The 26,043-nt window shown below is 61.0% G+C and carries 25 protein-coding genes; 14 read left to right on the top strand and 11 right to left on the bottom strand.

The features are described 5' to 3' along the window. Positions 1 to 58 precede the first annotated feature (58 nt). Entirely contained in the window at positions 59 to 1,495 is a 1,437-nt protein-coding gene (locus ACMGGW_RS20690; RefSeq protein ID WP_025304467.1) for a capsule assembly Wzi family protein, read from the bottom strand. Positions 1,496 to 1,720: 225 nt separating this feature from the next. Here ACMGGW_RS20690 and psiE point away from each other — a divergent pair, with 225 nt between their 5' ends. Continuing rightward, positions 1,721 to 2,128, top strand: a complete 408-nt coding sequence (psiE, locus tag ACMGGW_RS20685) for a phosphate-starvation-inducible protein PsiE (RefSeq protein WP_015379238.1) — start codon at positions 1,721 to 1,723, stop codon at positions 2,126 to 2,128. A gap of 208 nt (positions 2,129 to 2,336) precedes the next feature. Here the strand turns inward: psiE and malG are convergent, their stop codons facing one another. Genes malG through malE form a run of 3 tightly spaced genes read right to left on the bottom strand, consistent with a single transcriptional unit; the run spans position 2,337 to position 6,067 of the window. Then, positions 2,337 to 3,227 (bottom strand): maltose ABC transporter permease MalG, encoded by an 891-nt coding sequence (gene malG / locus ACMGGW_RS20680; protein ID WP_025304466.1) that lies wholly within the window; start codon positions 3,225 to 3,227, stop codon positions 2,337 to 2,339. Positions 3,228 to 3,238: 11 nt separating this feature from the next. Next, positions 3,239 to 4,816 carry a maltose ABC transporter permease MalF gene (gene malF / locus ACMGGW_RS20675; protein WP_025304465.1) on the bottom strand — a complete coding sequence of 526 codons (1,578 nt, stop codon included), beginning with the start codon at positions 4,814 to 4,816 and terminating at the stop codon, positions 3,239 to 3,241. A 57-nt stretch (positions 4,817 to 4,873) separates the two neighbouring features. After that, positions 4,874 to 6,067, bottom strand: coding sequence for a maltose/maltodextrin ABC transporter substrate-binding protein MalE (malE, locus tag ACMGGW_RS20670; protein WP_025304464.1), 1,194 nt, complete (start codon positions 6,065 to 6,067; stop codon positions 4,874 to 4,876). Between the two features lie 358 nt (positions 6,068 to 6,425). Between malE and ACMGGW_RS20665 the strand changes: the two genes are divergently transcribed. The 4 genes from ACMGGW_RS20665 (at position 6,426) to malM (ending at position 10,827) form a co-directional block, all read left to right on the top strand. Further along, positions 6,426 to 7,397, top strand: a complete 972-nt coding sequence (locus ACMGGW_RS20665; protein ID WP_197832227.1) for an alpha-amylase family glycosyl hydrolase — start codon at positions 6,426 to 6,428, stop codon at positions 7,395 to 7,397. Beyond that, positions 7,390 to 8,499, top strand: coding sequence for a maltose/maltodextrin ABC transporter ATP-binding protein MalK (malK, locus tag ACMGGW_RS20660; RefSeq protein ID WP_025304462.1), 1,110 nt, complete (start codon positions 7,390 to 7,392; stop codon positions 8,497 to 8,499). The genes ACMGGW_RS20665 and malK overlap by 8 nt, the downstream gene beginning before the upstream one ends. Before the next feature lie 32 nt (positions 8,500 to 8,531). Beyond that, positions 8,532 to 9,821, top strand: a complete 1,290-nt coding sequence (locus tag ACMGGW_RS20655; RefSeq protein WP_025304461.1) for a maltoporin — start codon at positions 8,532 to 8,534, stop codon at positions 9,819 to 9,821. Between the two features lie 100 nt (positions 9,822 to 9,921). After that, positions 9,922 to 10,827: a maltose operon protein MalM gene (gene malM / locus ACMGGW_RS20650; protein ID WP_099817741.1), complete on the top strand. Its 906-nt coding sequence runs from the start codon at positions 9,922 to 9,924 to the stop codon at positions 10,825 to 10,827. 55 nt (positions 10,828 to 10,882) lie between these two features. Here the strand turns inward: malM and ACMGGW_RS20645 are convergent, their stop codons facing one another. The 3 genes from ACMGGW_RS20645 to ACMGGW_RS20635 are packed head-to-tail and all read right to left on the bottom strand — an operon-like array spanning position 10,883 to position 14,296. Next, positions 10,883 to 11,866 carry a nucleoside hydrolase gene (locus ACMGGW_RS20645; protein WP_197832228.1) on the bottom strand — a complete coding sequence of 328 codons (984 nt, stop codon included), beginning with the start codon at positions 11,864 to 11,866 and terminating at the stop codon, positions 10,883 to 10,885. Between the two features lie 21 nt (positions 11,867 to 11,887). Continuing rightward, positions 11,888 to 12,889, bottom strand: coding sequence for a LacI family DNA-binding transcriptional regulator (locus tag ACMGGW_RS20640; protein WP_420279528.1), 1,002 nt, complete (start codon positions 12,887 to 12,889; stop codon positions 11,888 to 11,890). A gap of 24 nt (positions 12,890 to 12,913) precedes the next feature. Beyond that, a complete protein-coding gene (locus tag ACMGGW_RS20635) occupies positions 12,914 to 14,296 on the bottom strand; it encodes an MFS transporter (protein WP_025304457.1) in 1,383 nt (460 codons plus the stop codon). A gap of 392 nt (positions 14,297 to 14,688) precedes the next feature. Here ACMGGW_RS20635 and ubiC point away from each other — a divergent pair, with 392 nt between their 5' ends. Continuing rightward, complete coding sequence (gene ubiC / locus ACMGGW_RS20630) at positions 14,689 to 15,204, top strand: chorismate lyase (protein WP_025304456.1); 516 nt, start codon at positions 14,689 to 14,691, stop codon at positions 15,202 to 15,204. Between the two features lie 18 nt (positions 15,205 to 15,222). After that, positions 15,223 to 16,095, top strand: coding sequence for a 4-hydroxybenzoate octaprenyltransferase (gene ubiA, locus ACMGGW_RS20625; RefSeq protein ID WP_025304455.1), 873 nt, complete (start codon positions 15,223 to 15,225; stop codon positions 16,093 to 16,095). 66 nt (positions 16,096 to 16,161) lie between these two features. Here ubiA and plsB read toward each other — a convergent pair whose 3' ends face one another. Next, positions 16,162 to 18,627: a glycerol-3-phosphate 1-O-acyltransferase PlsB gene (gene plsB, locus ACMGGW_RS20620; RefSeq protein ID WP_025304454.1), complete on the bottom strand. Its 2,466-nt coding sequence runs from the start codon at positions 18,625 to 18,627 to the stop codon at positions 16,162 to 16,164. A 148-nt stretch (positions 18,628 to 18,775) separates the two neighbouring features. Between plsB and ACMGGW_RS20615 the strand changes: the two genes are divergently transcribed. The 4 genes from ACMGGW_RS20615 to ACMGGW_RS20600 all read left to right on the top strand — a co-directional run bounded on the left by ACMGGW_RS20615 (position 18,776) and on the right by ACMGGW_RS20600 (position 21,821). Then, positions 18,776 to 19,144, top strand: coding sequence for a diacylglycerol kinase (locus tag ACMGGW_RS20615; protein WP_015379225.1), 369 nt, complete (start codon positions 18,776 to 18,778; stop codon positions 19,142 to 19,144). 102 nt (positions 19,145 to 19,246) lie between these two features. Further along, a complete protein-coding gene (lexA, locus tag ACMGGW_RS20610) occupies positions 19,247 to 19,855 on the top strand; it encodes a transcriptional repressor LexA (protein ID WP_025304453.1) in 609 nt (202 codons plus the stop codon). A 103-nt stretch (positions 19,856 to 19,958) separates the two neighbouring features. Next, on the top strand, positions 19,959 to 21,296 hold the full coding sequence (gene dinF, locus ACMGGW_RS20605) for an MATE family efflux transporter DinF (RefSeq protein WP_025304452.1): 1,338 nt from the start codon (positions 19,959 to 19,961) through the stop codon (positions 21,294 to 21,296). A gap of 315 nt (positions 21,297 to 21,611) precedes the next feature. Beyond that, a complete protein-coding gene (locus tag ACMGGW_RS20600; RefSeq protein ID WP_004936743.1) occupies positions 21,612 to 21,821 on the top strand; it encodes a CsbD family protein in 210 nt (69 codons plus the stop codon). Between the two features lie 102 nt (positions 21,822 to 21,923). Here ACMGGW_RS20600 and zur read toward each other — a convergent pair whose 3' ends face one another. After that, positions 21,924 to 22,436, bottom strand: a complete 513-nt coding sequence (gene zur, locus ACMGGW_RS20595; protein WP_015379223.1) for a zinc uptake transcriptional repressor Zur — start codon at positions 22,434 to 22,436, stop codon at positions 21,924 to 21,926. A gap of 245 nt (positions 22,437 to 22,681) precedes the next feature. Here zur and ACMGGW_RS20590 point away from each other — a divergent pair, with 245 nt between their 5' ends. Next, positions 22,682 to 23,254, top strand: coding sequence for a sugar O-acetyltransferase (locus ACMGGW_RS20590; protein WP_025304451.1), 573 nt, complete (start codon positions 22,682 to 22,684; stop codon positions 23,252 to 23,254). A gap of 4 nt (positions 23,255 to 23,258) precedes the next feature. Here ACMGGW_RS20590 and ACMGGW_RS20585 read toward each other — a convergent pair whose 3' ends face one another. Both ACMGGW_RS20585 and ACMGGW_RS20580 read right to left on the bottom strand, forming a co-directional pair. Continuing rightward, the gene (locus tag ACMGGW_RS20585) at positions 23,259 to 23,804 is read right to left on the bottom strand and encodes an RNA polymerase sigma factor (protein ID WP_038629948.1); all 546 of its coding nucleotides are present in this window, start codon (positions 23,802 to 23,804) and stop codon (positions 23,259 to 23,261) included. A gap of 18 nt (positions 23,805 to 23,822) precedes the next feature. Next, positions 23,823 to 24,356 carry a tetratricopeptide repeat protein gene (locus ACMGGW_RS20580; RefSeq protein WP_043139672.1) on the bottom strand — a complete coding sequence of 178 codons (534 nt, stop codon included), beginning with the start codon at positions 24,354 to 24,356 and terminating at the stop codon, positions 23,823 to 23,825. A 202-nt stretch (positions 24,357 to 24,558) separates the two neighbouring features. Between ACMGGW_RS20580 and dusA the strand changes: the two genes are divergently transcribed. Beyond that, positions 24,559 to 25,569: a tRNA dihydrouridine(20/20a) synthase DusA gene (gene dusA, locus ACMGGW_RS20575; protein ID WP_127146301.1), complete on the top strand. Its 1,011-nt coding sequence runs from the start codon at positions 24,559 to 24,561 to the stop codon at positions 25,567 to 25,569. Between the two features lie 157 nt (positions 25,570 to 25,726). Then, positions 25,727 to 25,945 carry an envelope stress response protein PspG gene (pspG, locus tag ACMGGW_RS20570; RefSeq protein ID WP_025304448.1) on the top strand — a complete coding sequence of 73 codons (219 nt, stop codon included), beginning with the start codon at positions 25,727 to 25,729 and terminating at the stop codon, positions 25,943 to 25,945. Positions 25,946 to 26,043: the final 98 nt, after the last annotated feature.

Below are 26,043 nucleotides of genomic sequence, written 5' to 3'. Positions count from 1 at the left end.
GCCTGATCTGAAGCCAATAAAAAACCCGCCGCGGCGGGTTTTTTTACGTCTGCGAAAGTTACAGATTGATTGGCACTTCGAAGCTGACGCCCGCGCCCACGTCATCGGCGGTGCTGTGATCGTTGTCGGTGTACCACAGGCTGGTATCAAACTTAACCTGAGACGGGAAGGTGTAACCCCAGCCGACCTGAATGCCCTTCAGCGTATCGGATTTCGGGAAGGCCTGGTTAATGCTTTGGCTCAGCGGGTTCACCTTGGCGTAAACTACGCGGGTGCTCCAACGCTGGCTGTCGTCCAGCACTAGCTCGACGCGGCCGGACAACATCTGGCCGTCGCCGCCCATCGCATGCCCCAGCGGGTAACCCTGTTGGTAGTAGCCGCCTTTGTAAGTGTAGTGAGTGTACACATAGTTTTTACGGCTCATATCCGAACGGGTGTCTGACCCTTCGATATACCAGTTGATGGTGGTCGGGCCCCATTCCGGGTGGCCTTCCAGACCGAGCAGATAGGTATTTTGCGACGGCAGATAGCCCGCCTCATCTTCACCCACCAACTGACCGTACAGGCTAACCGGCAGGCCGATCAGCGGCTGCATTTTCAGCTTGAAGTCGAAACCGGCGAGCTGGTTGCCCGGATCGTTGCCTTTACCTGAATCATCGTTATCTTTGCCGGTAAATCCATCCCAGAACGAGCTCCATGACTGCGGACGGCCTTCACCACCCCACATCATGATACGCGACGCCCCCAATTCCAGGAAGTCAGTCGGCATCATGGTGAAACGGCCGCCGATCAGTTTGGTGTGCGGTACAGAACTGTACTGCGACAGCTGGCCGGCGGACAATTGATATTGCCAGCGGCCGATCCACGACAGCCACGGGGTTTCAAACGGTGATTGGTCGGCGCGCTGCAGCATAAAGCCGGCCACCGGGCGCGCGGCGTCGGAGCGGATCAGGCTGCCGTCGTAACCCGGTCCCCACCACTGGGAAACCTCGCCGAAGGAGAGCCACTGATTCCAGATTTTCACCGCGCCGTAGGAGCCGTTCATATTGAATTTGGAACCGTCGCTGACGCGCTGATCGCCTTCCACCGAGCCCTGCAGACGCACGTCCCAGAACTCGCCGTTGGCGCCGGCGCCGATGGTCAGGCGATCGTCGGCGTACTCGTTTTGGCCGAAGCCCTGCGGGGTGCCGGGTTTATCGGTCGACGCGTAACCGCTGACGCGGATGTTGGCTTTCAGGGCATCGACACGACGTTGTACGCGGTCAATGACGTTTTTCTCAGTGTTGGTCACCGGCTTGGCCTGCGCGATAACGGAACTGATCTCTTCTTGACTCAGCGGCCAGGTGGACAGGCTGACGTTGATAACGCCGCGGTCAGACAACCAGGCGAGATCGTTACGCAGATCGTTGTCAGGGGCTACCAGGCCGGCGGCGTGGCCGGACAATGCACAGGTAAACAGGCCCGCAGCGACCAGTCCGTTAAGTTTAGCGCGCATAAAGAATTCCCTTGTTAATTCGAGGTTATTGGTTTTATGTAAAGATCTCTGTGACCCATGATAGTTGACATTTCGATTTGCTACAAATCTATAAGCCAGAAACATCTTATTATAACTTTATGAATTAAATGGGGTTTAAAGTGCTTTCGCGCGGGGCATAATTTTTAAGACAATGCCTATATTGGCACGGTTGAATCATATAAGCGGTATTCAGAGAGAGGTTTTATGGCAAAAACGTCGCGTTCGATAATGATAGCGAAAGGACTGCAGCGAGTGCTGAACGTGGGCTTGTTGCTGCTGGCGGCAATTCTGGTGGTGTTTCTGGTCAAGGAAACCATCCATCTGGCGAAGGTGTTATTTATCAACAGCGAAGAGTCGTCTTCTTACCTGTTGATTGAAGGTATCGTGATTTATTTCCTGTACTTTGAATTTATCGCCTTGATCGTCAAGTATTTTGAGTCGGGTTATCATTTCCCGTTGCGCTATTTTATTTACATTGGCATTACCGCGATTATTCGTTTGATTATCGTGGACCACAAAAACCCCATCGATACCCTGATCTACGCCGCGGCGATATTGGTGCTGGTGGTGACGCTCTATCTGGCCAATACCGACCGGCTGAAACGGGAGTAGCGATAAAAATGGCGGCCAAAGGCCGCCAAAGACACAGGATATAATTACCCGTCGTCTTTCAAGCGACAGCGTTGTTGACTGCACTCGCTAACCCCAGTTACTTACTGAAGTAAGCGCCTGGGCTTAGCGAGCTGGTCGCCTAGCTGTAACTTGAAATCCATAGGGTAAAAGATAAGGAAAAACATCAAACGCACTGCAGTGGCACAAATTACCCCTTCACGCCGCCGGCCGTCAGGCCGCCCACCAGCCAACGCTGCGCCAGCAGGAACACGGCGGTAATCGGTATCGCTGACAGCACCGCGGCGGCGGCGAAGTCGCCCCACAGATAGTTCTGCGGGTTGAGATATTGCTGCATCCCCACCGCCAGCGTGTAGCTGTTCACATCGCGCAGCAGCAGCGACGCGACCGGCACTTCGGTGATGGCGGCGATAAACGACAGAATGAACACCACCGCCAGAATCGGCACCGACAGCGGCAGCAGCACCAGACGGAATGCCTGCCACGGCGTGGCGCCGTCCAGCGCTGCCGCTTCTTCCAGCGAGTTGTCGATGGTTTCGAAATAGCCCTTGATGGTCCAGACGTGCAGCGCGATGCCGCCCATGTAGGCGAAGATCACGCCGCCGTGGGTGTTCAGGCCGATAAACGGAATGTACTGGCCCAGGCGATCGAACAGGGCGTACAGCGCCACCAGCGACAACACTGCCGGGAACATCTGGAAGATCAGCATGCTTTTCAGCAACGTGCTCTTGCCGCGAAAGCGCATACGGGCGAAGGCGTAGGCGCAGGTGGTGGACAGCGTCACGATGCCGATGGCGGTGATCGCCGCGATCTTGATGGAGTTCCACAGCCACAGCAGCACCGGGAACGGCGGCGGCGTCACGCTGCCGTCGGCGTGGGTGACGCTGAAGCCGAGCGCCAGCCGCCAGTGATCCCAGGAGAGGGTTTCCGGTATCAGGCTGCCGGTGGCGAAGTTGCCGGCGCGCAGCGAGATGGCGACCACCATCAGCAGCGGGAACATGATCAGGGCGATAAAGCACAGCATCAAAATATGGGTGATCCACAGGCGCAGGCGCTGGGACTTGGGTTGAACCATGGCCATCGTTATTCTCCCTAATCGAAGTTCATCTTGCTGGCTTTCAAATTCAGGATCGCCAGCGCGCCCACCAACAGGAAGATCAGCGTGGCGATGGCGGCCGCCAGCCCGAAGTCTTGCCCGCCACCGCCTTCGAAGGCGATGCGGTAGGTGTAGCTGACCAGCAGATCGGTATAGCCGGCCGGCGTGGTGGTGCCGATCATGTCCGGGCCGCCGTTGGTCAGCAGCTGGATCAGCACGAAGTTGTTAAAGTTGAAGGCGAAGCTGGCGATCATCAGCGGCGTCAGCGGCTTGATCAGCAGCGGTAAGGTGATGCGGAAGAAGTTTTGCCACGGGTTGGCGCCGTCCATCGCCGAGGCTTCGTACAGATCGTCCGGGATCGCCTTCAGCAGCCCCATGCACAGGATCATCATGTAGGGGTAGCCGAGCCAGGTGTTGACGATCAGGATCATGCTCTTGGCGGTGAGCGGATCGCTGAACCAGGCCGGTTTGATGCCGAATAGATGGCTGAGCATCATGTTGATCTCGCCGAAGCTTTGGTTGAACAAGCCTTTGAAGATCAGGATCGAGATGAATGACGGCACCGCATAGGGCAGGATCAGCAGCACGCGGTAGATCGCCTTGCCTTTCAGCGCCTCCCACTGCACCACGCAGGCCAGCACCATGCCGACCGCCACGGTGAGGATCACCGTCATCACCGAGAACACGATGGTCCAGATGAAGATCGACACGAACGGTTTCTTAATGCCCTCGTCCTGCAGCACCCGCAGGAAGTTTTTCCAGCCGGTGGTGACGGTATAACCCGGGCTCAGGGTTTCCTGCGCCCAGCCGCCGTCGGCGTTGATCGCCTGATAGAAGCCGGTGTCGCCGTTTGGCCGGTAGCGTACCTGGGTCTGGTTGTTGGTCAGCGTGCTGCCGTCTTTGTCCAGCGCATACAGCGGGCGGGTGCCGGAGAACTGGCGCAGGGAGCTCATGCGCAATTCCCCGCCGTCGGGCAGTTGCGCCACCAGCTGGCTCAGCGCCTGCCGGTTCTGGGTAATCACCCGCAGCGTGGCGCGTTCGCCCTGCGGCGCGGCGTTCTGCGCCGTCAGTTTCAGGGTTTGCGGCGCGGCGGCGTCGAGGCGGAAAGGCTCGGAGATCAGCGGCTGTTCACTGTCCGGTGGCGTCAGCTGCAGGCGCCACTGCTGGTTTTCCGCCGGGTAGAGGCCAAAGGTAAAGGTTTGGCCGCTCTGGAACTGGCGCTGCATCAGCACCGATTGCGCGCGTTCAAAAGTCAGCTGGTTGGTGCTGCTGTAGTTGGTGAAAGCGATGGCGATGGTGCAAATCAGCGGGAACAGGACGAACAGCCCCATGCCGGCGACGCCGGGATACACATAGCGCCAGGCGTAGGCGCGGCGGTTGGCGAAGACGTAAAGCCCGGCGCTGACCAGGATCAGCGTCAGGATGGCGAACAGGTATTCACCCTGTGCATACATCAACACAATCAGGTAGCAGGTCACCAGGCTGAACAGGCCGACCACCAGCCATTTCAGCGCGTCGCTTTGCCACCACTTCGATTTTTTACGCGCGGGCGTCCCGGCGTGAGCGAATTGCATAGGGCGTTCCTTTCTGTGAAGCAACGGCGGGGCACCGTGGCACCCCGCACGACGTCGTTACTTGGTGATACGGGTCTGCACGTCGTCCAGCGCGGCTTTCACCGTCTGACGGCCGCTGACGGCGTTGATCACCGCGCTGCGTTCGGCGTACCAGAAGGCGCTCATCTGCGGGATGTTCGGCATGATTTCCCCGTTTTGCGAGTTCTGCATGGTGGCGGCGATCTTCGGATCTTTGGCCAGCGCTTCCTGATAGGACTTCAGCGCCACCGCGCCCAGCGGCTTGTCTTTGTTGACGTCCGCCAGCCCTTCGTTGGTCAGCAGGTAGTTCTCGAGGAACTCGGTCGCCAGCTCTTTATTCGGGCTGGCGGCGTTGATGCCGGCGGTCAGCACGCCGACGAACGGCTTGGACGGCTTGCCTTTGAAGGTCGGCAGCAGCGTCACGCCGTAGTTGATTTTGCTCTGCTCGATGTTGTTCCAGGCCCACGGCCCGTTGATGGTCATCGCGGTCTGGCCTTTGTTGAACGCGGCTTCGGCGATCGAGTAGTCGGTATCGGCGTTGATGTGTTTGTTTTTCACCAGATCGACGATGAACTGCAGACCGGCCTGCGAACCGGCGTTGGCGACGCCGACATCCTTGATGTTGTATTTGCCGTTTTCATACTTGAAGGCATAACCGCCGTCGGCGGCGATGATAGGCCAGGTGAAGTAGGGTTCCTGCAGGTTCCACATGATGGCGCTCTTGCCGTTGGCGCGCAGCTGTTTGTCCAGCGCCGGGATTTCTTCCCAGGTCTTCGGCGGCTGTTTGACCAGGTCTTTGTTATAAATCAGCGACAGCGCTTCGACGGCGATCGGGTAGCCGATCAGCTTGCCGTCATAGCGCACGGCGTCCCAGGTGAACGGGAACAGCTTGTCCTGGAAGGCTTTGGACGGGTGGATTTCGGCCAGCAGGCCGGACTGCGCATAGCCGCCGAAGCGGTCGTGGGCCCAGAAGATGATGTCAGGGCCGTCGCCGGTGGCGGCCACCTGCGGGTATTTCTCTTCCAGCTTGTCCGGGTGCTCGACGGTGACTTTGATGCCGGTGTCTTTTTCGAATTTCTTGCCGACTTCGGCCAGGCCGTTATAGCCCTTGTCGCCGTTGATCCAGATAACCAGTTTGCCTTCCTCGATCTTGGCGAAGGCGGAAGAAGAGAGCACCAGGGTGGCCAGTGCCGAGAGTGCCAGCGTGCGGGCGAGGGTAATGCTGCGAGTCATAATCCAGTCCTTCTTTTTGTGGGCACATAAATCAAGGAGAGACGTTTCGCGGTAATAGTGGGTCACAACGCGACATATTCTCATCCTCCCCCCCTCTACGCCCCTGAGATGAGGAGTGTGATCCAGTTAACGTTGCGCTCTATTCTGTGGCGTCAGGCACAAAATGGGGGGGCGATTTTTGCCAGCCGGATCACAGAATTGCCTTAAGCGCGGAACTTCTCATCGCCGCGGTCGTTCTCTCATCCTCCCGCCTCCTCCCCCATGAAAAATCTTGTTACGGATGATTACCCTTTCCGGCGACTCCCGCACTATCGGCCCATTGATTTTCAACGCCACGCGCAGCAGGGATACCGGATTTATGTCGTCAATGCCTATCGCTACTCAGCCCACCCTGTACCGGATCCATCCGGCCAGTTTCCGTGACGGAAACGGGGACGGCGTGGGCGACGCGCACGGCATGCTGGCGGCGCTGCCGTACCTGAAAGCGCTGTCGATCGACGGCCTGTTGCTGCCGCAGACGCTGGCGCCGGAGACCGAGGCAACGGTGACGGGCGAAGGGCTGACGCTGTGGTACGCCGATGAAGCCAACCGCGTTCGCAATGCCGTCGCGCCGCGGCGGTTCGCCCACGGTGCGCTGGCGCTGGACGTGATGCCGTTCAGCGCGGAGAAGCTGGTGGCGGTGCTGCACGCCCGTCGTACCACATTGGCGGACAGCCTGTGGAGCACCGGGGACGCCGATCAGCCCCGGGTGGTCAGCCGCTGGGGGCAGGGCGACCTGCGTTCCGCCGCCGCCTTTCTGACGCTGCTGGCGATGCTACCGGCGCCAATCTGCCTGTATCAGGGCGAGGAGCTGGGGCTGCCGCATGCCGCCGGCCTGCAAGATCCGCGCGGCGCGCAAACGCCGATGCCGTGGCACGAAGCCCCCGAACAGGTCACCGCCGGCGAAATCAGCTGGTATCAACAGGTGGCGATCGAACACCGCGCATTGGCCATCAGCCGCCAACAGCACGACAGCCACTCCACCTTACGTTACTGCCAGGCGCTGTTGGCCCTGCGTCGTTCGCCGCTCATCCAGCATGGCGAACTGAACGAAGTCAGCCAGCGCGATGGCGTGGTGCGCTTACTTATTACCCATCAGGATCAATGCCTTGAAGCGCTGATAAACCTGCAGCCTTATACTCAGGCGGCCGCGCCGTCTGAGGCGACCTTGCCGTTGGCATGGCAGCACGGCGCGCAGCAAGAGGGTCATCAATGGGTTTTGGCGGGCTTTGCCTCCGCCATTTTCACACGACATGTTAACTGCGAAAGCAGGGGAGTAACGCATGGCTAGCGTGACACTGCGCAGCGTTTATAAGGCCTTCGGTGAGGCCGTGATTTCCAAAGACGTCAATCTGACCATCGAAGACGGCGAGTTTGTGGTGTTTGTCGGGCCTTCGGGCTGCGGTAAATCGACGCTGCTGCGCATGATCGCCGGGCTGGAGGACATCACCTCCGGCGAGCTGCTGATCGGCGAGAAACGTATGAATGAGGTGCCGCCTTCCGAGCGCGGCATCGGCATGGTGTTCCAATCCTATGCGCTGTATCCGCACCTGTCGGTGGCGGACAACATGTCGTTCGGCCTGAAGCTGGCCGGCGCCAAGAAAGCGGAAATCAATCAACGGGTGAACCAGGTCTCCGAGGTGCTGCAACTGGCGCACCTGCTCGACCGGCGGCCGAAGGCGCTGTCCGGCGGGCAGCGTCAGCGCGTGGCGATCGGCCGCACGCTGGTGGCCGAGCCGGACGTATTCCTGCTTGACGAACCGCTGTCCAACCTCGACGCCGCGCTGCGGGTGCAGATGCGCATCGAGATCTCCCGTCTGCACAAGCGCCTGCAGCGCACCATGATTTACGTCACCCACGATCAGGTCGAGGCGATGACGCTGGCCGACAAGATCGTGGTGCTCGACGCCGGTCGCGTGGCGCAGGTCGGCAAGCCGCTGGAACTGTATCACTACCCGGCCAACCGCTTCGTCGCCGGGTTTATCGGCTCGCCGAAGATGAACTTCCTGCCGGTCAAGGTGACCGCGGCGGAGCCGCAACAGGTGCAGGTCGAACTGCCCAACCGCCAGCTGGTGTGGCTGCCGGTGGAAGGCGCGGGCGTTCAACCCGGCGCCAACCTGTCACTGGGCATTCGCCCTGAACATCTGCTGCCCGGCGAAGCCTCAGAAGTGCGGCTTACCGGCGACGTACAGGTGGTGGAGCAGCTCGGCAACGAGACGCAAATCCACATCCAAATCCCGGCCATCCGTCAAAACCTGGTGTACCGCCAGAATGACGTGGTGCTGGTAGAAGAAGGTGCCACATTCGCCATCGGCCTGCCGCCTCACCGCTGCCACCTGTTCCGTGAAGACGGTACGGCATGTAAACGGCTGCACCAGGAGCCGGGCGTTTAAAGCATCAAAGTCGGTATAACAGGAGAATAATGATGACTACTCTGCGCAAACTTCCTCTGGCACTGGCTGTCGCCGCCGGTGTTCTCTCTACTCAGGCGCTGGCCGTGGATTTCCACGGTTACGCCCGTTCCGGCATCGGCTGGACCGGCAGCGGCGGTGAGCAACAGTGTTTCAAGGCCACCGGCGCCGCGAGTAAATACCGTCTCGGCAACGAATGCGAAACCTACGCCGAACTGAAACTGGGGCAGGAAGTGTGGAAAGAAGGCGACAAGAGCTTCTATTTCGACACTAACCTGGCCTATTCGGTCTCGCAGCGTTCTGACTGGGAAGATGTGACCCCGGGCTTCCGCGAAGTCAACGTGCAGGGTAAAAACCTGATCGAGTGGCTGCCGGGCTCCACGCTGTGGGCCGGTAAGCGCTTCTATCAGCGTCATGACGTTCACATGATCGACTTCTACTACTGGGATATCTCCGGCCCGGGCGCCGGTCTGGAAAACATCGATCTGGGCTTCGGCAAGCTGTCCGCTGCCGTGACCCGCAACTCGGAGTCCGGCGGCTCTTACGGCTACCTGGATAACGAATGGAAACAGCGTCCAACCGTCAACGACACCTTCGACGTGCGCTTGGCCGGGCTGGAGCTGAACCCGGGCGGCACCCTGGAGCTGGGCGTGGACTACGGCCGCGCCAATGCGCAGGATAACTACCGCCTGGCCGACGGCGCCAGCAAAGACGGCTGGATGTTCACCGCCGAACACACGCAGAGTATCCTGAACGGTTACAACAAGTTCGTGCTGCAGTACGCCACCGACTCGATGACCTCGCAGAACAACGGCCGCAACGAAGGCGCCACCATTGATAACAACGGCAAGATGATCCGCGTGTTGGATCACGGCGCCATCGACTTCAACGATCAGTGGGCACTGATGTACGTCGCCATGTTCCAGGACATCGACCGCGACAACAACAACGGCACCACCTGGTACACCGTGGGCGTGCGCCCGATGTACAAATGGACGCCGATCATGAGCACCTTGCTGGAGGCGGGCTATGACAACGTCAAATCCCAGCGCACCGGCGATCGCAACGGCCAGTATAAAGTGACCCTGGCGCAGCAATGGCAGGCGGGCAACAGCATCTGGTCGCGTCCGGCCATCCGCCTGTTCGCCACCTACGCCAAGTGGGACGAGAAGTGGGGCTACGCCACCGGCGATGACACCGGGTATAACGCCGGCACCGCTTACAACGACACCAGCATGCATACCTTCAGCCGCGGCAAGGATGACGAAGTCACCTTCGGCGCCCAGATGGAAATTTGGTGGTAACGACGACAGGACGGGGAGGGCCGCCGGCTCTCTCCCAACCGCATTCGCCGCGGCCGGATCTCTTGCCTGATCCGCCGCGGCGCTGAAAGAGGATATAACGATGAAAAAGAATCTGCTGTCACTCTGCCTGTCGCTGGCGCTGACCGCCGGCGCGCCTCTGGCGGCCAACGCCGAGACGCCGGCTAACGTTTCCGTCGCGCCGGCCATCAGCGCCGCCACGCTGCAAAGCCTGCCGTGGCAGCCGCTGCAGCCGCCGGTGTCGCAAGAAGTGAAGCTCGACGCCGTCAGCCCGCAGCTCAATCAGGGCGAGATCCAGGGGGCGATCGCCGCCTATACGCTGCCGGCCGATCGCGGCTCGCTGGAAGTGACGCTGAGCAGCCTCGCTAAAAACAATTCGCTGTACGCGCCGAGCGTGCTGGTGCTGGACGAGCATCTGCGCCCGGCGGCGTATTACCCGAGCAGCTATTTCCCTTACCAGCCGCCGGGAGCAATGTCCTCCGATCGCCTCGAAGGCACGTTGAAACTGACGCCGGCGCTTGGTCAAAAACAGATTTACCTGCTGGTGTACACCACTCGGCAGGACTTGGCGAAAACCACGCAGTTGACCAATCCGGCCAAGGCCTATGCGCAGGGCGTGGGCAACGCGGTGCCGGATATCCCGGATCCAATCGCCGGCCACGCGACGAGCGGCACGCTGAAGCTCAAGGTGACCGCGGAACAGGGCACCGGCAACGTGATGATCGGTATGCTGCAGCCTGCGCCGACCGTGGCGCCGGTGGTGGTAGGATCAACCGCACCGGCCGCTGTGGCGGCGCCGGCACCGACCCCAGAGAAACCGGCGGAGCCGATGCTCAACGATACCGAAAGCTACTTCAATAATGGCATCAAGCAGGCGGTGAAGGCGGGCGATATCGACAAGGCGCTGAAACTGATGAATGAGGCCGAGAAGTTGGGCTCGACCACTGCGCGTAAAACGTTTATCAGCAGCGTTAAAGGCAAGGGGTAACACCCAGCGCTGCCGATGCTGGCTCGATGATTGGTGCGCCTTGGCGCACCTTTTTTCATCCGCGCGCCAGCGTTGCACCGATCAACGCCAGTAGACGGGCGTTATCGACCTGCTGCATGATGCGCACCGGCTTGCCCTGCGGCGGCGGCATGCCGACCGTCAGGCGTAGGCTGTCCGGCCGCCAACGGCGTGAGCTGCCGCGCGTCAACGCCCCTTCCAGCGCCACATCCACATGGAACATTTCGGTCGTGACCAGCTGCGGTTCCAGCAGCCAGGCGATCACCAGCGCATCATGGATCCAGCAGCCCGGCAGGCGCCGCGTATGGCGCGAATAGTCGATCCACGGCTGCGTGGTGGCGCGCAAATAGCGGCACAGCGGCGTGTCCGGCTGCGTCAACGCGGCCAGATCCGCCTGGGTCAGCATGGTCTGGGTGGTGACATCCAGCGGCGCCAGCGTGATAGCGGCGCCGCTGTTCAGCACCAGCCGTGCCGCTTCCGGATCCAGGCCGAAATTGGTGTCCTTGATGTACCCGTCGACGTTGAATACGCCACCCATGATTACGATCTCTTTCACCGCCTGCGCCATCTGCGGGTAAAGCTGCATGGCGTGCGCAACGTTGGTCAGCGGGCCGATCGCCGCCAGCGTTACCTCGCCGGGATGGCGGCAGATCAGCTCGCCGATGGCGATGGCGGCGTCCGGTGCGGGCGCGTTGGCGAGTGAGGGCGCGGGCAAGTCGCGCCACAGCGCTGCCAGCTTGGGATCGGCGATCGGGCGGTCCAGATGCGCGCGCCACGGCTCCGGCGGCTCACTCAGGGCGCGCGCCGCGCCGAGGGCGACAGGAACCTGATAGCCGCTCTGCGCCAGCAGATCGGTGGTGACGGCGAAGCCCACTTCGCGCGGGGTGTTGCCGGCCACGATGCTGATCAGCTCCAGCTGCAGCTGCGGTTTGGCCGCCAGCGCCAGGGCCAGCGCCAGCCCGTCGTCGACGTTGGCGCCGGGGACGCCATTGCCGGGATCGCAATCAATGATTAAACGCATATAAGGTGTCCTGAAAACCCGCTAACAGCCGCATGAATGGCGGATGCGCAGTTGAAAAGCGAATTCATGCAGCTCGGCGGGCGCGGCACCGGCGGCCAGCATGGCGATGGCCCGCTTGGCCATGGCGTCGATCGGCTGCTCGACCGCGCTGAGCGGCGGCACGCTGAATTCGGATTGCTGCGTGCCGTTAAAACAAATCAGCGCCAGATCGTCCGGTGCGCGCAACCCATGCTCTGCCAGCGCCGACAGGCAGCCGAGCGCCTGCTGTTCGTTGGAGGTGAAAACGGCGCGTGGGCGTGGGCCTTGCACCAGGCACTGGGTGGCCTGGTAGCCGCCTTGGCGGGTGTAGGGCACCTCGAAAATCCACTCGTCGCGCGGCGCAATGCCCGCCTCCAGCAGCGCATCGCGCCAGCCGTTCAGGCGATCCTGCGCGTTGAGCATGGTCAGCGGGCCGATAAAAATGCCGATGTCGCGATAGCCGTGCTGCAGCAGATGGCGGGTCGCCTGGCAGGCGGCGTCGCGCTCGTCGACGCGGATGGCGCAGACGCCGGCCTGGCTGTCGATGGTGTCTATCATCACGCAGGGCGTGCCGGAGGCGCGGATCAGCTCGAACCACGGATGGCGATCGACGCTGGTGTACAGCAGGCCGTCGACCTGGCGGCGCAGCAGGTTGTTGATCAGCTCATACTCACGCTGCCGGTCATCGCCGGCGTCACCCAGCAGCAGCACGCGGCCGCGGCTGAAGGCCTCTTGCTGCAGCGCCCGCGCCAGCGTGGCGAAGAAAGGGTTGGAAATATCCGGCACCACCAGCCCGTAGGTTTGCGTGCTGCCGGAGGCCAATGCCCGCGCGATGTCGTTAGGCCGGTAGCCGGTCTGCTCGATCGCCGCCAGCAGGCGCAGCCGGGTGGCTTCCGCCACCGGGCGCGGGCCGTTGTTGATCACATAGCTGACCACGGCGACGGAGGTGCCCGCTACGCGGGCCACGTCGGCGCGGGTAACGCGTCGCGCGGAGTGATTATCCAAATTGGGTTCCTGTTCGCCTTCTCGCTACGCGGCATCCTGCGGCAGGTTGAGATCGCGGCCGCGGGTTTCGGGAGCAAAGAAGGTGGTGATTAAGCCGATGGCCGCCATTACAACAAAATAGCAGGCGACAGGCCACCAGTGACCGAAACCGGACAGCAGCGCGGTGGCGATCAGCGGCGCGGTGCCGCCGGAGAGGATCGAACCGAGCTCTTTGGCGAACGCCATCTTGGAGTAGCGATTCTTCACGCCGAACAGTTCGACGCCGTAGGCCGCCTGCACGCCGAAGATCCCCAGCGACGCGATGCACATGCCGACCACGATCACCGAGATGACGATCGCCGGTTCACGGCTGTCGAGCAGCCAGAACGCCGGGAAAGCGTACAGCACCAGCAGCAGGCAGAACCAGCGGTAGGTGATGCGGCGGCCGAAGCGATCGGACAGCCAGCCGGCCAGCGGGATCACCAGAAAACCGCACAGCGAGGCGATCAACACCGCCAGCGCCGGCACCGATTTATCGACCATCAGCACCTTGGCGACATAGCCGACGATAAAGCCCTGGCACAGGTAGGAAGGGCCGTTTTCGCCGATGCGCAGGCCGAGCATCACCCAGAACGCCTTGGTGCGCTGCAGGTAGCTGCGCGTATCCGGCGCGGCCTGGGCGGCGTCCAGCATGCGCTGGTGGTTTTGTTGCAGCTCGCGTTCGAAGACCGGCGTTTCCCGCACGTGGCGACGCAGGTACAGCGCCGCACCGGCGATCAGAATGCTGGCGAGGAACGGAATGCGCCAGCCCCAGCTCATCAGATCTTCCTTGTCCAGCTGCAGTACCAGCAGCCATACCAGCGACGCCAGCAGAGTGCCGCTGTTCGAGCCAATGGCGATGATCGACGCCACCAGCCCGCGCCGTTTGGCCGGCGCGTATTCCGCCAGCATCACCGCGCCGCCGGACAGTTCCGCACCGGCGCCGAACCCCTGCGCGAAGCGCAGGATCACTAGGCAGGTAGGCGCCCAGACGCCGATTTGCGCATAGGACGGGATCAGGCCGATCAGCGTGGTGGAGAGGCCCATCAGCGCCACGGTGGTGATCAGCACCACGCGGCGGCCTTTGCGATCGCCGATCCAGCCGAACACCAGCGCGCCGATCGGCCGCGCGACGAAGCCGACGGAGTAGGTGGCGAAACTGGCCAGCAGCGCCACCAGCGGCGTGGCTTCCGGGAAGAACACGTCGCCGAACACCATGCCGGCCGCCAGGCCGTACAGCGCGAAGTCGACGTATTCCATGGCGGTGCCGAGCCAGCAGGAGAAGGTGGCGCGCCAAAATTGGCTGCGCCCCTCTTTGGTCGCCAGGCGTTCATCGGCCGCCAGCGCGGCGTCGGCGGTCTGTGAAGGGGCAAGCGTTGTTTCGCTCATGGCAGTGCTATCCTCTTTTGTTCTGCGCCTGGAGGGGCGCGGCTAAAGATGGTTTCCCTGGTGCCGGCAACAAAGGTGTGCCGACAAATCATGTCGGACGCATGGCGATTCAACGCTGCTGTATCAGGGTATCTACGCGCGTAGATAACAAAACGCGAGGAAGCTGAAACTTTGCGGGCGATCACAGAATCGTCAGCGCGCCGGGAAATGAAGATAGAGAAGGCGGATGGCAAAAAGATGACAGAACCCCGGTTTTTCCGGCCGATAGGCCTGCCGTTTTCGCCACGAATCAGCCTGCCGCTTTCGCATTTCTGCGCTACAATGGGGGCCTGTTAACAGTTTGTATCGCCTGGCGCGCCACACCGGCCGCGGTTCAGGCGAGGAGTAAAGCAATGTCTGGCATCAGGGATTCCATCCTGCCGCCGCTGGAGTGGTTGTCCGAACAGGATCCTCCGGCGCCCGCCGCCGTCAGCGACTGGCTGATGGAGTTAGGCTCCATGACCCGCCGATTTGAACGCCATTGCGCCCAGGTGCGCGTCGAACCGCAGCGCGAATGCTTCGTCACGCGCGAGGCGCTGGGCGACGAGGCGAACCACCTGCCCGACAGCCCGCGCTACTGGCTGCGCGAAGTGGTGCTGCTGGGCGACGACCAGCCCTGGCTGCTTGGGCGCACGGTGATCCCGGAACATACGCTGACCGGCCCCGATCAGGCGTTGGTGGATCTGGGCACGCTGCCGCTCGGGCGCTATCTGTTCAGCAGCGGCGAGCTGACCCGCGACTATATCCATATCGGCCGGCAGGACGCGCTGTGGGCGCGTCGTTCACGGCTGCGGCTGGCGGGCAAGCCGCTGTTGCTGACCGAACTATTTTTACCGGCTTCGCCGCTGTATTCAGCGGTCCCCGCATAAAGAGAGGAGAGCAAGACGTTGGAGGGAAGCGTGACTCAAAGTAAATGGCGGGCTTACAGCCATTTGATGCGCATTGATAAACCGATCGGCACGCTGTTGCTGTTGTGGCCGACGCTGTGGGCGCTGTGGCTGGCCGGGAAAGGCGTGCCGCCGCTCTCGATTCTGGTGGTGTTCGTGCTCGGCGTGTTCCTGATGCGCGCCGCCGGCTGCGTGGTGAATGACTACGCCGATCGCGCGGTGGACGGCTACGTAAAGCGCACCGCCGGGCGGCCGATGCCGAGCGGTCGGGTGAGCGCGAAAGAGGCCAAGGTGCTGTTCGTGGTGCTGGTGCTGATCTCCTTCTGCCTGGTGTTGACGCTGAATGCGATGACCATCTGGCTGTCGCTGGCGGCGCTGGCGCTGGCCTGGGTGTATCCTTTTATGAAGCGGGTGACCAACCTGCCGCAGTTCGTGCTGGGTGCCGCGTTCGGCTGGGGCATTCCGATGGGCTATGCGGCGGTCAGCGAATCGCTGCCGCTCAGCTGCTGGCTGCTGCTGCTGGCCAACATCTGCTGGACGGTGGCCTACGACACGCTGTATGCGATGGTCGACCGCGACGATGACCTGAAGATCGGTATCAAATCTACCGCTATCCTGTTCGGGCGTTATGACAAACTGATCGTCGGGTTGCTGCAGTTCGCGACGCTGCTGCTGCTGGTGTGGGTCGGTTATCTGGCGCAGCTCGGCGGCGCGTTTTACTGGTCGCTGTTGCTGGCGGGCGCGCTGTTCATTCACCAGCAAAAGCAGATCGCCGGGCGTGAGCGCGAAGCCTGCTTCAAGGCCTTCCTGCAGAACAACTATGTCGGGCTGGTGGTGTTTATCGGCATCGCACTGAGCTATCTGCCGGCGTAACGGTTTCCTGCAGCAAGAAAAAAGGCACCTCTCGGGGTGCCTTTTGTGTTTCCGCGCCGGACGAAATCACTCGTCTTGCTCTTCTTCCGCATCGGTTTGCGGCAGAGCGTTGGTCTCTTCCGGCATGTTGACGCTTTCGATGGTCAGCTTGATTTCCGGTGTGATCAGATCGCTCAGCATGTTGTACACCTCGAGGGTGTGCTCGCGGATCGCATCGCCGCTGTCGTTGATATAGCCTTCTTCGCGCAGCGTCGCCACCAGGGTGGAGAATACCGCCTTGTCGAAGAACTCCGGCGCGTTGATGCCGTGCAGCACCGACAGACGCTGCGCCATGATACGGCTTTCTTTCTCCAGCGCGCCGCGGTTGATGCTCGGGTTAGCGCTGAGGATCGACATAGTTATGGCGTAGCGTTGCAGGGTTTCGCGCACCCCGGCGGCCAGCAGCTGCAGCGGGCGAATGCGCGCCGGGTTCAGCACCAGCTCGTCGCCTTTGTCGCAGATAAGCTGTTGGCGGATCAGCTCGTCGATCATCGGCCGCAGCACGTCCGGCAGCTGTTCCTTGTCGTTATGCAGGAACAGCTCGGCTTTCAGCATCGGGTAGATCATGCCGATCTGGCGCAGCAGTTCGGCGCGCGATACCCGGCGATGATGCATGACGATGCTGGCGATCAGCGATGGCAACACCAGCAGGTGGTGGATGTTGTTGCGGTAATAGGTCATCAGCACCGCCTGCTCGCGCGGCAGGATGATGATGTCGCCGATGTTGTCCTTTTCCACCTCGAACTTGTTCATGTTCAGCGCGTGATCCAGCAGCTCGTCCGGCGTCTGCGTCGGTACGGTGACATCATGGGCGTAAGGCGCGTTGCGCATCAGCTGCAGGTAACACTCGAGCTGCTCGAGCAGCTGTTCGCGGGTCAGCGAACGCTGGCGCGAGGCCAGCAGCGCGGTGGAACACAGGTTCATGGCGTTGGCCGCGGCGGCGTTGTTGATGCGCACCATGATCTGGCCGGCCAGATCGTTGACCGTCGGCGTCAGCCAGCTTGGGCGTTGAGCTTCGATCGGATCGATCGACTCGCGCCACTGCGGCACGTGCTGGTTGAGGTAAGCGGTCAACGGCAGCGGTTCGCCGAAGTTGACGTAACCCTGGCCCAGATTGCGCAGCTTGCGCAGGCCGCGCAGCATCTGCAGCAGGCTCTCTTTTTCCTTGGTGGCGCCGCGCAGCTCTTTGGCGTAGGTGCCCACTTCCATCACATGCTCGTAGCCGATGTAGATCGGCACCAGCGTGATCGGACGGGCGCCGCCGCGCAGCATCGCCTGGATGGTCATCGACAGGGTGCCGGTTTTCGGTTCCAGCAGACGCCCGGTGCGGGAACGGCCGCCTTCCACGAAATATTCCACCGAGTAACCGCGAGTGAACAGCTCGCCGAGGTATTCGCGGAACACCGTCGAGTACAGCTTGTTGCCTTTAAAGGTGCGGCGGATGAAGAACGCGCCCAGGCGACGGAAGATCGGGCCGGCCGGCCAGAAGTTGAGGTTGATGCCCGCAGCGATGTGCGGCGGCACCAGGCCCTGATGATACAGCACGTAGGACAGCAGCAGATAGTCCATGTGACTGCGGTGGCAGGGCACGTAGACGATCTCGTGGCCGTCCTGCGCCAGCTGGCGCACGCGCTCGGCGTTGGTGACGTTGATGCCCTGATACAGCCGGTTCCAGGTCCAGCTCAGCACGCGGTCGGACAGACGCACGGTTTCGTAGGAGAAATCGGCGGCGATCTCTTCCATCAGCGCGATGGCGTTCTGCTGGGCCTTCTCGTGCGAGATCTTCTTGCTGCGCGCTTCGTCCTCGACCGCTTTTTCGATCGCTTTGGACGCCAACAGCTTGTTGAACAGGTCCTGACGGGCCGGCAGGCTCGGGCCTACCGCGGCCAGGCGCTGACGCGAGAAGTGCATGCGCGCCACGCGCGCCAGTTTCTGCGCGATGGTTTTATCCGTGCCGTGCTCGGTGGCCATGCGGCGCAGCGAAACGGTGTTGGAGAAACGCACGAAGCTGTCGCGGCCGAGCCACAGTACGGCGAAGAATTTCTGCACGCCGTTCAACAGACGCAGGTGTGGCGTGCCGTGACCTTCGCGGCCCGGCGAACGGCCGAACATGACCGAAACCGGCAGCATCTGAATGTCGAGATCCGGATTGCTGCGATGCAGATCCAGATAGTCGTGGAACAGCTTTACCGACTCTTCTTTCGGGGTGTAGTAGCGGAACACGCGCGGGCCGTCGTGAATGAACACGTAGCTCGGCAGCACGGTGCCGTCGATCTCCAGCGCGTTGAGCGGATCGGGCAGATCCTGCGCCAGGCACTGGGTGCGCAGCGTCAGCAAATCCGCCTTGGAATTGTAAGGTAAAACATACAAAATCGGCCGTGAGGGATCCAACCCTAGCTCGGTAACCGGATCTGAAGGGATGACCTTACTTCTTACCAACAATTTAAGTGGTAAATTCAATATTTTATAATAAATTTTACGCCAACCTGACATAACAACGTGAAGCCTCTTGTTAGCAATGCGCCGCAAGCATACCAGAAACCGGGTAGCAGATCTGTGGTGTTCGAAAACCGAGAGCCGTCAGCGCGGACTGTTCTAGACTCTTTTTATTATGACCGACCTCTGAGAAAGGCACGAAAACATGGCAAACCAAGCAACCGGATTGACCCGCATCATCAAGGCCGCCGGCTATTCTTATAAAGGGCTTTCCGCCGCCTGGCAACACGAGGCGGCGTTCCGCCAGGAACTGGTGGTGACCCTCCTGGCTATCATACTGGCTGTCTGGCTGGACGTGGGTGCGATAGCGCGCATTTTATTGATCGGATCGGTGGCGCTGGTGATGATCGTCGAGATCCTGAACAGCGCGATCGAGGCGGTGGTGGATCGCATCGGCAGCGAACACCATGAGCTGTCCGGGCGGGCCAAGGACATGGGATCGGCGGCGGTGTCGCTGGCGATCGTGCTGGCGCTGTTCGTATGGGGCACGGTCTTGTGGCAGCATTTTGGCTGACGAAAGTCGCCTACTGACTGATTTTTATTTATTCTTCGGTTCCCAATCCGCGCTTACCTGTATATACTCACAGCAAGACTGTATAAACAAACAGGGGGCGGAATGAAAGCACTAACTACCAGACAGCAAGAGGTCTACGATCTGATTCGCGATCATATTTCGCAAACGGGCATGCCGCCAACGCGTGCCGAGATCGCGATGCGTCTGGGGTTCCGTTCGCCTAACGCCGCCGAAGAGCACCTGAAGGCGCTGGCACGCAAAGGCGTGATCGAAATCGTCTCCGGTGCGTCGCGCGGTATCCGCCTGTTGATGGAAGAAGAAGAAGGGTTGCCGCTGATCGGTCGCGTCGCCGCCGGCGAACCGCTGCTGGCGCAGCAGCACATCGAAGGGCACTACCAGGTGGATCCTTCCCTGTTTAAACCGAGCGCCGATTTCCTGTTGCGGGTGAACGGCATGTCGATGCGCGACATCGGCATTCTGGACGGCGATCTGCTGGCGGTGCACAAAACGCAAGACGTGCGCAACGGCCAGGTCGTGGTCGCGCGCATCGAAGACGAAGTGACGGTCAAGCGCTTGAAAAAGCACGGTAACATGGTTGAGCTGCTGCCGGAGAACAATGAATTCCAACCGATCGTGGTCGATCTGCGCCAGCAGAATTTCACGATCGAAGGGCTGGCGGTCGGCGTGATCCGCAACGGCGACTGGATTTAATCGCCGCGCCATCACCGCCGCTCCCTGTATCAATCGCCCCTGTTTTGGGGCGTTTTTGTTTCTGACTTCGCCCTTTGTCACTCTGTCACAGGAACATCCCATCATGCGCCTGATTTCCGCCTTCACCAGCGACACCGATAAAGCCCTGTGGCGCCTCGCCCTGCCGATGATTTTCTCCAATATCACCGTGCCGCTGCTCGGGCTGGTGGACACCGCGGTGATCGGCCACCTCGACAGCCCGATCTATTTGGGAGGCGTGGCGATCGGCGCGGTGGCGACCAGCTTCCTGTTCATGCTGCTGCTGTTCCTGCGCATGAGCACCACCGGCCTCGCGGCGCAGGCGCTGGGAGCGAAAAACCCGCAGGCGCTGGCGCGCGCCTTTATGCAACCGCTGCTGCTGGCGCTGTTGGCCGGGGGGGCGATCGTCCTGTTGCGCTACCCGCTGATCGAACTGGCGCTGCGGATCGTCGGCGGCGATGGCGAGGTGCTGGAGCAGGCGCGGCGTTTTCTTGAGATCCGCTGGTTGAGCGCGCCGGCGGCGCTGGCCAACCTGGTGCTGCTGGGCTGGCTGCTCGGCGTGCAGTACGTGCGTGCGCCGGTGATCCTGCTGATCGTCGGCAACCTGCTGAACATCGTGCTGGATATCTGGCTGGTGATGGGCCTGGGCTGGAACGTACGAGGGGCGGCGGCGGCCACCGCCATCGCCGAATATGCCACGCTATTGCTCGGCCTGTGGCTGGCGTGGCGAGTGATGCGTCTGCGCGGTATTACCCTGGCGATGCTGCGTCAGGCCTGGCGTGGCGATCTGCGCCGCCTGCTGGCGCTCAATCGCGACATCATGTTGCGCTCATTGCTGCTGCAGCTGTGTTTTGCGTCGCTGACCATTTTCGGCGCTCGCCTGGGGAGCGATGTGGTGGCGGTTAACGCGGTGTTGATGAACCTGCTGACGTTTACCGCCTATGCGCTCGACGGCTTCGCTTATGCGGTGGAGGCCCATTCCGGCCACGCCTACGGCGCCCGGGACGGCAGCCAACTGCGTAAGGTGTGGCACGCGGCCTGCAGGCAGGCTGGGCTGGTCGCGTTGGCTTTCGGCCTGGCGTATGCCGTTACCGGCCAGCAGATCGTGGCGGCGTTGACCTCCTTGCCGGAGCTGCGCGCGTTGGCCGCCCACTACTTACCGTGGCAGGTCATTCTGCCGCTGGTCGGGGTGTGGTGCTATTTGCTGGACGGCATGTTTATCGGTGCCACGCGCGGCGCCGAGATGCGTAACAGTATGGCGGTGGCCGCGGCAGGATATGGTCTGACGCTGTTCAGCGTGCCGCTGCTAGGCAACCACGGGCTCTGGCTGGCGCTGGCGGTGTTTCTGACGTTGCGTGGCGTGGCGCTGGGTTGGATTTGGCACCGTCATCAGGTGCGCGGCAGCTGGTTTGCTGCACGTTAGACCGGACGCTTTGTTGGGTTAATTATTAATTTATCTTATGTTTTTATTCATGTTTGCTTACATGTTTCCAGCCTGAATATTTCCGGTTTAGTTCGTTGTTTGTTAGCGTTTTTTGTGTTTATTTTTCTTTTTAATGGTTTTTTATTCTGATATTTGGCTTTTTTATTTCCATGTTTAACTAGAATGAATCATGTGGCTGGTGAATGAAGGGGAGCGGTGCTTCTTAAGGTGAAGGGAGTATCAACCAGAAAAACTTCTGTTTAACCCCGGCCGGCGACAGGGATCACTGATTCACCACAGGTTAACGGAGAGACTATGAATAAAGATCAAGCCGACGGTAACTGGAAGCAGCTGAAAGGCAAAGTGAAGGAAAAATGGGGCAAGCTGACCGATGACGATCTGACGGTCATCGAAGGGAAACGCGAACAGCTAGTCGGTAAAATCCAGGAGCGCTACGGTTACCAGAAAGAGGCGGCCGAGAAAGAGGTGAAAGCCTGGGAAGATCACACCAAACACCGCTGGTAACACGCAGGGCCGCCACTGACGGCGGCCGGCAACAGCGCAGGCCGGCGTCGCTCCATCCTCTGGCGCCCCGGCTGCAGGTACAGGGAAGTACCTGACTTCGTCTTACTTCTTCTTGATGGCGATGCTGTGATCGTGTTCGGCGCAGTCATGCTTGCTGTCACAAGCCTCAACTTCAACGCAACCGGCGCACAGACCGTGCGCTTCCACCACGCTGTGCCGCAGCGCAAATCCGGCTTCCTGCGCCAGCTTCTGCAGCGTTTCCTCCACGCCTTCGGTGGTGCGTTCGGTCACCTGGCCGCAGCGGTCGCAGATAAACAGCGCGGACGTATGCATCGGCTGTTCGAAATGGTGGCACAGCACGTAGCTGTTGGCCGATTCCACTCTATGGATAAACCCTTGCTCCAGCAGAAAATCCAGCGCGCGGTAGACCGTCGGCGGCTTGGCCTGCGGTTCGGCGACGCGCAGCAGATCGAGCAGGTCATATGCGCTGATTGCACCGGGTTGCTGAGTCATCAGACGCAGCACTTCCAGCCGTTGCGGCGTCAATCGCACATTGCGTTGCTGGCAGAGGCGTTCAGCCTGCGCCAGCAGCTTTTCCTGGGTGGTTGAGTTCATCGCAAATATCCCGGTACGTAAAAAAGCCGATTTTACCATGATTACGGCGAATCGCCGAGAGTTGCCCCCTTTTCCCCTGAGGATAGCGCAGGGAAAGGCGCGTCGATCGCGCGAAAAGAGAGTTGCATCACAACTTTTCCCCGCCGTCGGGCGGCAAATCAACGTTGCCGGTTTTAGCGCTGGAGAGCGGGGGACGAGAGCGGTATAACGCCTTTCACCCGCGTGATGAGCAGGAGCCCTGTGTGATGACGGAAAGAGAGAAGCTGTTAAGCGGCCTGGAGTACAACAGCCGCGATGAAGAACTGATCGCCCTGTACCATCGGGCGAGGGCGTTGACCAAAAGCTTGGGGGCGCTGGACTCGCATCAGGCGGACGAGAAAAACCGCCTGCTCGGCGAGCTGTTTGGCGCCTGGGGGAAGGCGAGTTGGATTGAAACGCCATTCTGGTGCGACTACGGGCAGCATGTCCGCATCGGTAAAAACTGTTTTATCAACGTCAATGCGGTGTTCCTCGATTGTAATACCATCACCATCGGCGACAACACGCTGATCGGCCCCAACGTGCAAATCTATACGCCGAGCCACCCGCTGAAGGCCGCAGAGCGCTTCACCGGCGATCCGGATTTCCCTTTCCGCACCTCGGCGCAGCCGGTGTCCATTGGCAACAACGTCTGGATCGGCGGCAACGTAGTGATCCTGCCGGGAGTGACCATCGGCGACGGCACGACCATCGGCGCGGGCAGCATCGTCACCGGCGACATCCCGGCCAACGTGCTGGCGCTGGGGCAGCCATGCCGGGTTATCCGCTCGTTGGAATAGGGCGTTATCGACGAGCAGGAGGCAAGGGGGCGGGATGGCTCTCTTTGCGGTGCGGGCCGTCGTTTGCCAACGGGCGGTCATCGGCCAACGCCAAGCGTGCGGCCGCCAGGCGGCTCATGACGGTGCCGATTGGCACCGCCAGCACTTTCGCGGCCTCCCGATAGGATAGCCCTTCGATATACACCAGAAACAGCGCGTTGCGCTGAGCCGCCGGCAGCCGGCTGACGCGTCGCATCACTTCATGGAGCCAGACCGGCTGTTCACCGTTGTCCGCATCGCCCAGCTCTTCCGCCGCCATGCAGCCTTGCCCCTGGCGAAGATGTTGGGCGCGAACTTCATTGAGCCAGATGGAGTGCAGGATGGAAAACAACCAGCGATCCAGGTGCGAACCGGGAGTGAATTGCGCAGCGCGCTCCAGCGCACGCAGGCAGGTCGCCTGCACCAGATCGTCGGCGATATCCCGCCGGTGCGAAAGCACCAGCGCATAGCGCCACAGGCGGGAGAGATAGTGGCCGAGTTCATCGCGTATCGCATCGCCGCTGATAGTCACCTCCGCAGGCGCGTCGGATCAAGATTCCGGGTGGCGGTCGATGGCCGCCGCCAAATCGCGGTACTCCTCGCATTTGGTGCCGCACAGCGACTGGATCACCTGCAGCTGCTGGCGCGCCAGATCGGGTCGGCCTTTCAGCATGTAGGCTTCCCCCAGGTACTCGCGCACTTTAGGGTATTTCGGATCGAGAGCTACTGATTTTAAATAATAGCCGATACCCTCATCGGTGCGGCCAAGTTTGCGCGTGGCGTAGCCGCGATAGTTCAGCGCAACGGCGGTGTTGGGATCTTTCAGCGTGTTGAGCATATCGAGCGCTTCCTGATAGCGGCCGCTTTTCGCCAGCGCATAGGCGTAGTTAGTGCGGTCGACGTCGTCGACCTTGCCGCTTTTATCCACCATGCAGGTCTGAGTTTTGCTGTCGTAGACCTGGCCTTTCGGGCAGGTCGGCGGGGTTTGGCTGCTGCCGTCGCCGCCCATCGCCAGCGCCGTGCCGGAAAACAGCAGGCAGCCGGCAATGGCCGATGCCAGCAGGCGTTTAATGAAGCTGTTCATGGTTGTGTCCTCAAGGCAGAGGCGCCGTGCGCGCCCGTAATGAGATAACACCTGAACGAGTGGGTTTATTCGCCTTGTCTCCGCTTATTTTTGCCGGCGGCAAGCGGGTTTTCCCAACGGCGCCGATTGTCGTTATAATAGCCGTTTGCGGCCGCGCGCCGTTCGTTGAACCCAGACAGACTCAGGTAGCCAGTAACTCAGCATGACGAAAGACAACCACGCCCCAACCTACGCCGCCAATCGTTTCTCCATCGCGCCGATGCTCGACTGGACCGATCGTCATTGCCGTTACTTCCACCGCCTGCTGACCAAGGAAACGCTGCTGTACACCGAAATGGTGACCACCGGCGCGATCATCCACGGCAAGGGCGACTATCTGGCCTACAGCGAAGAAGAGCATCCGGTGGCGCTGCAGCTGGGCGGCAGCGATCCGGCCGCGCTGGCGCATTGCGCCAAGCTGGCGGAGCAGCGCGGTTACGATGAGATTAACCTCAACGTCGGCTGCCCGTCCGATCGCGTGCAAAACGGCATGTTCGGCGCCTGTCTGATGGGCCAGGCGGCGCTGGTCGCCGACTGCATCAAGGCAATGCGCGACGTCGTATCGATACCAGTGACGGTGAAGACCCGCATCGGCATCGACGATCAGGACAGCTACGCCTTCCTGTGCGACTTTATCCAGACCGTCGCCGGGCGCGGCGAGTGCGACATGTTCACTATCCACGCTCGCAAAGCCTGGCTCTCCGGCCTCAGCCCGAAAGAGAACCGCGAAGTGCCGCCGCTGGACTACCCGCGCGTTTATCAGCTGAAACGGGATTTCCCGGCGCTGACCATCGCCATTAACGGCGGAGTGAAAACGCTGGAAGAGGCGCAGCAGCATCTGCAGCATCTGGACGGTGTGATGATGGGGCGCGAGGCGTATCAGAATCCGGGTATCCTGGCGCGGGTCGACAGCGAACTGTTCGGCGCGCAGACCGCGGTGCCGGACAGCGTGGCGATCGTCGAAGCGCTGTATCCGTATATCGAGCGCGAGCTGTCCAACGGCACCTATCTCGGCCACATCACCCGTCACATCCTCGGTTTGTTCCAGGGCGTGCCGGGCGCGCGCCAGTGGCGTCGCCACCTGAGCGAGAACGCCCACAAGCCGGGCGCCGATGCGCGGGTGGTGGAGCAGGCGCTGGCGCTGGTGCGTCAGCCGCGCGTCGAAATGGCGTAACCCGCAAAAAATTTGACCAATAGTTAGTGTTTTTCGCCAGGTATTCGGTACGTTACCGGATGCCTGTCCTATTTTTTCAATAGGTTAGCCCTTCCGCCATTCTGGCACGCTTCTTGTAATCCACTCTGCAGATACGTTGTATTGCAAAGGAGCAATCATGTTGGAAATCTTCTTTCTCATTGGCTTTGTGGTGATGCTGATGGTGACCGGCATCTCGCTGCTGGGGATCTTCGCCGCGTTGTTGGTGGCGGCGGCGTTCATGCTGTTGGGCGGGTTGTTCGCGGTGGTGATTAAGCTGCTGCCGTGGCTGATTTTGGCGGTGGTCGGGGTATGGATTTACCGTTCGATGCAGAAACCGCAGGCCAGGCGTTACTGATTTTTTGCTGAATAATCAGTCAGTCGCGATGAAACTTGCATAACTGCCCGCCACGCTAATGCGGCAGCGATCACAGCTTGGCAGTTTTACCCGGCGAT

Origin of the sequence: Serratia sp. BNK-4, from assembly GCF_048685115.1 — a bacterium.
In the GTDB taxonomy this organism is placed as follows: Bacteria; Pseudomonadota; Gammaproteobacteria; order Enterobacterales; family Enterobacteriaceae; genus Serratia; species Serratia bockelmannii.
This window is presented reverse-complemented; position numbering and strand designations above follow the sequence as displayed.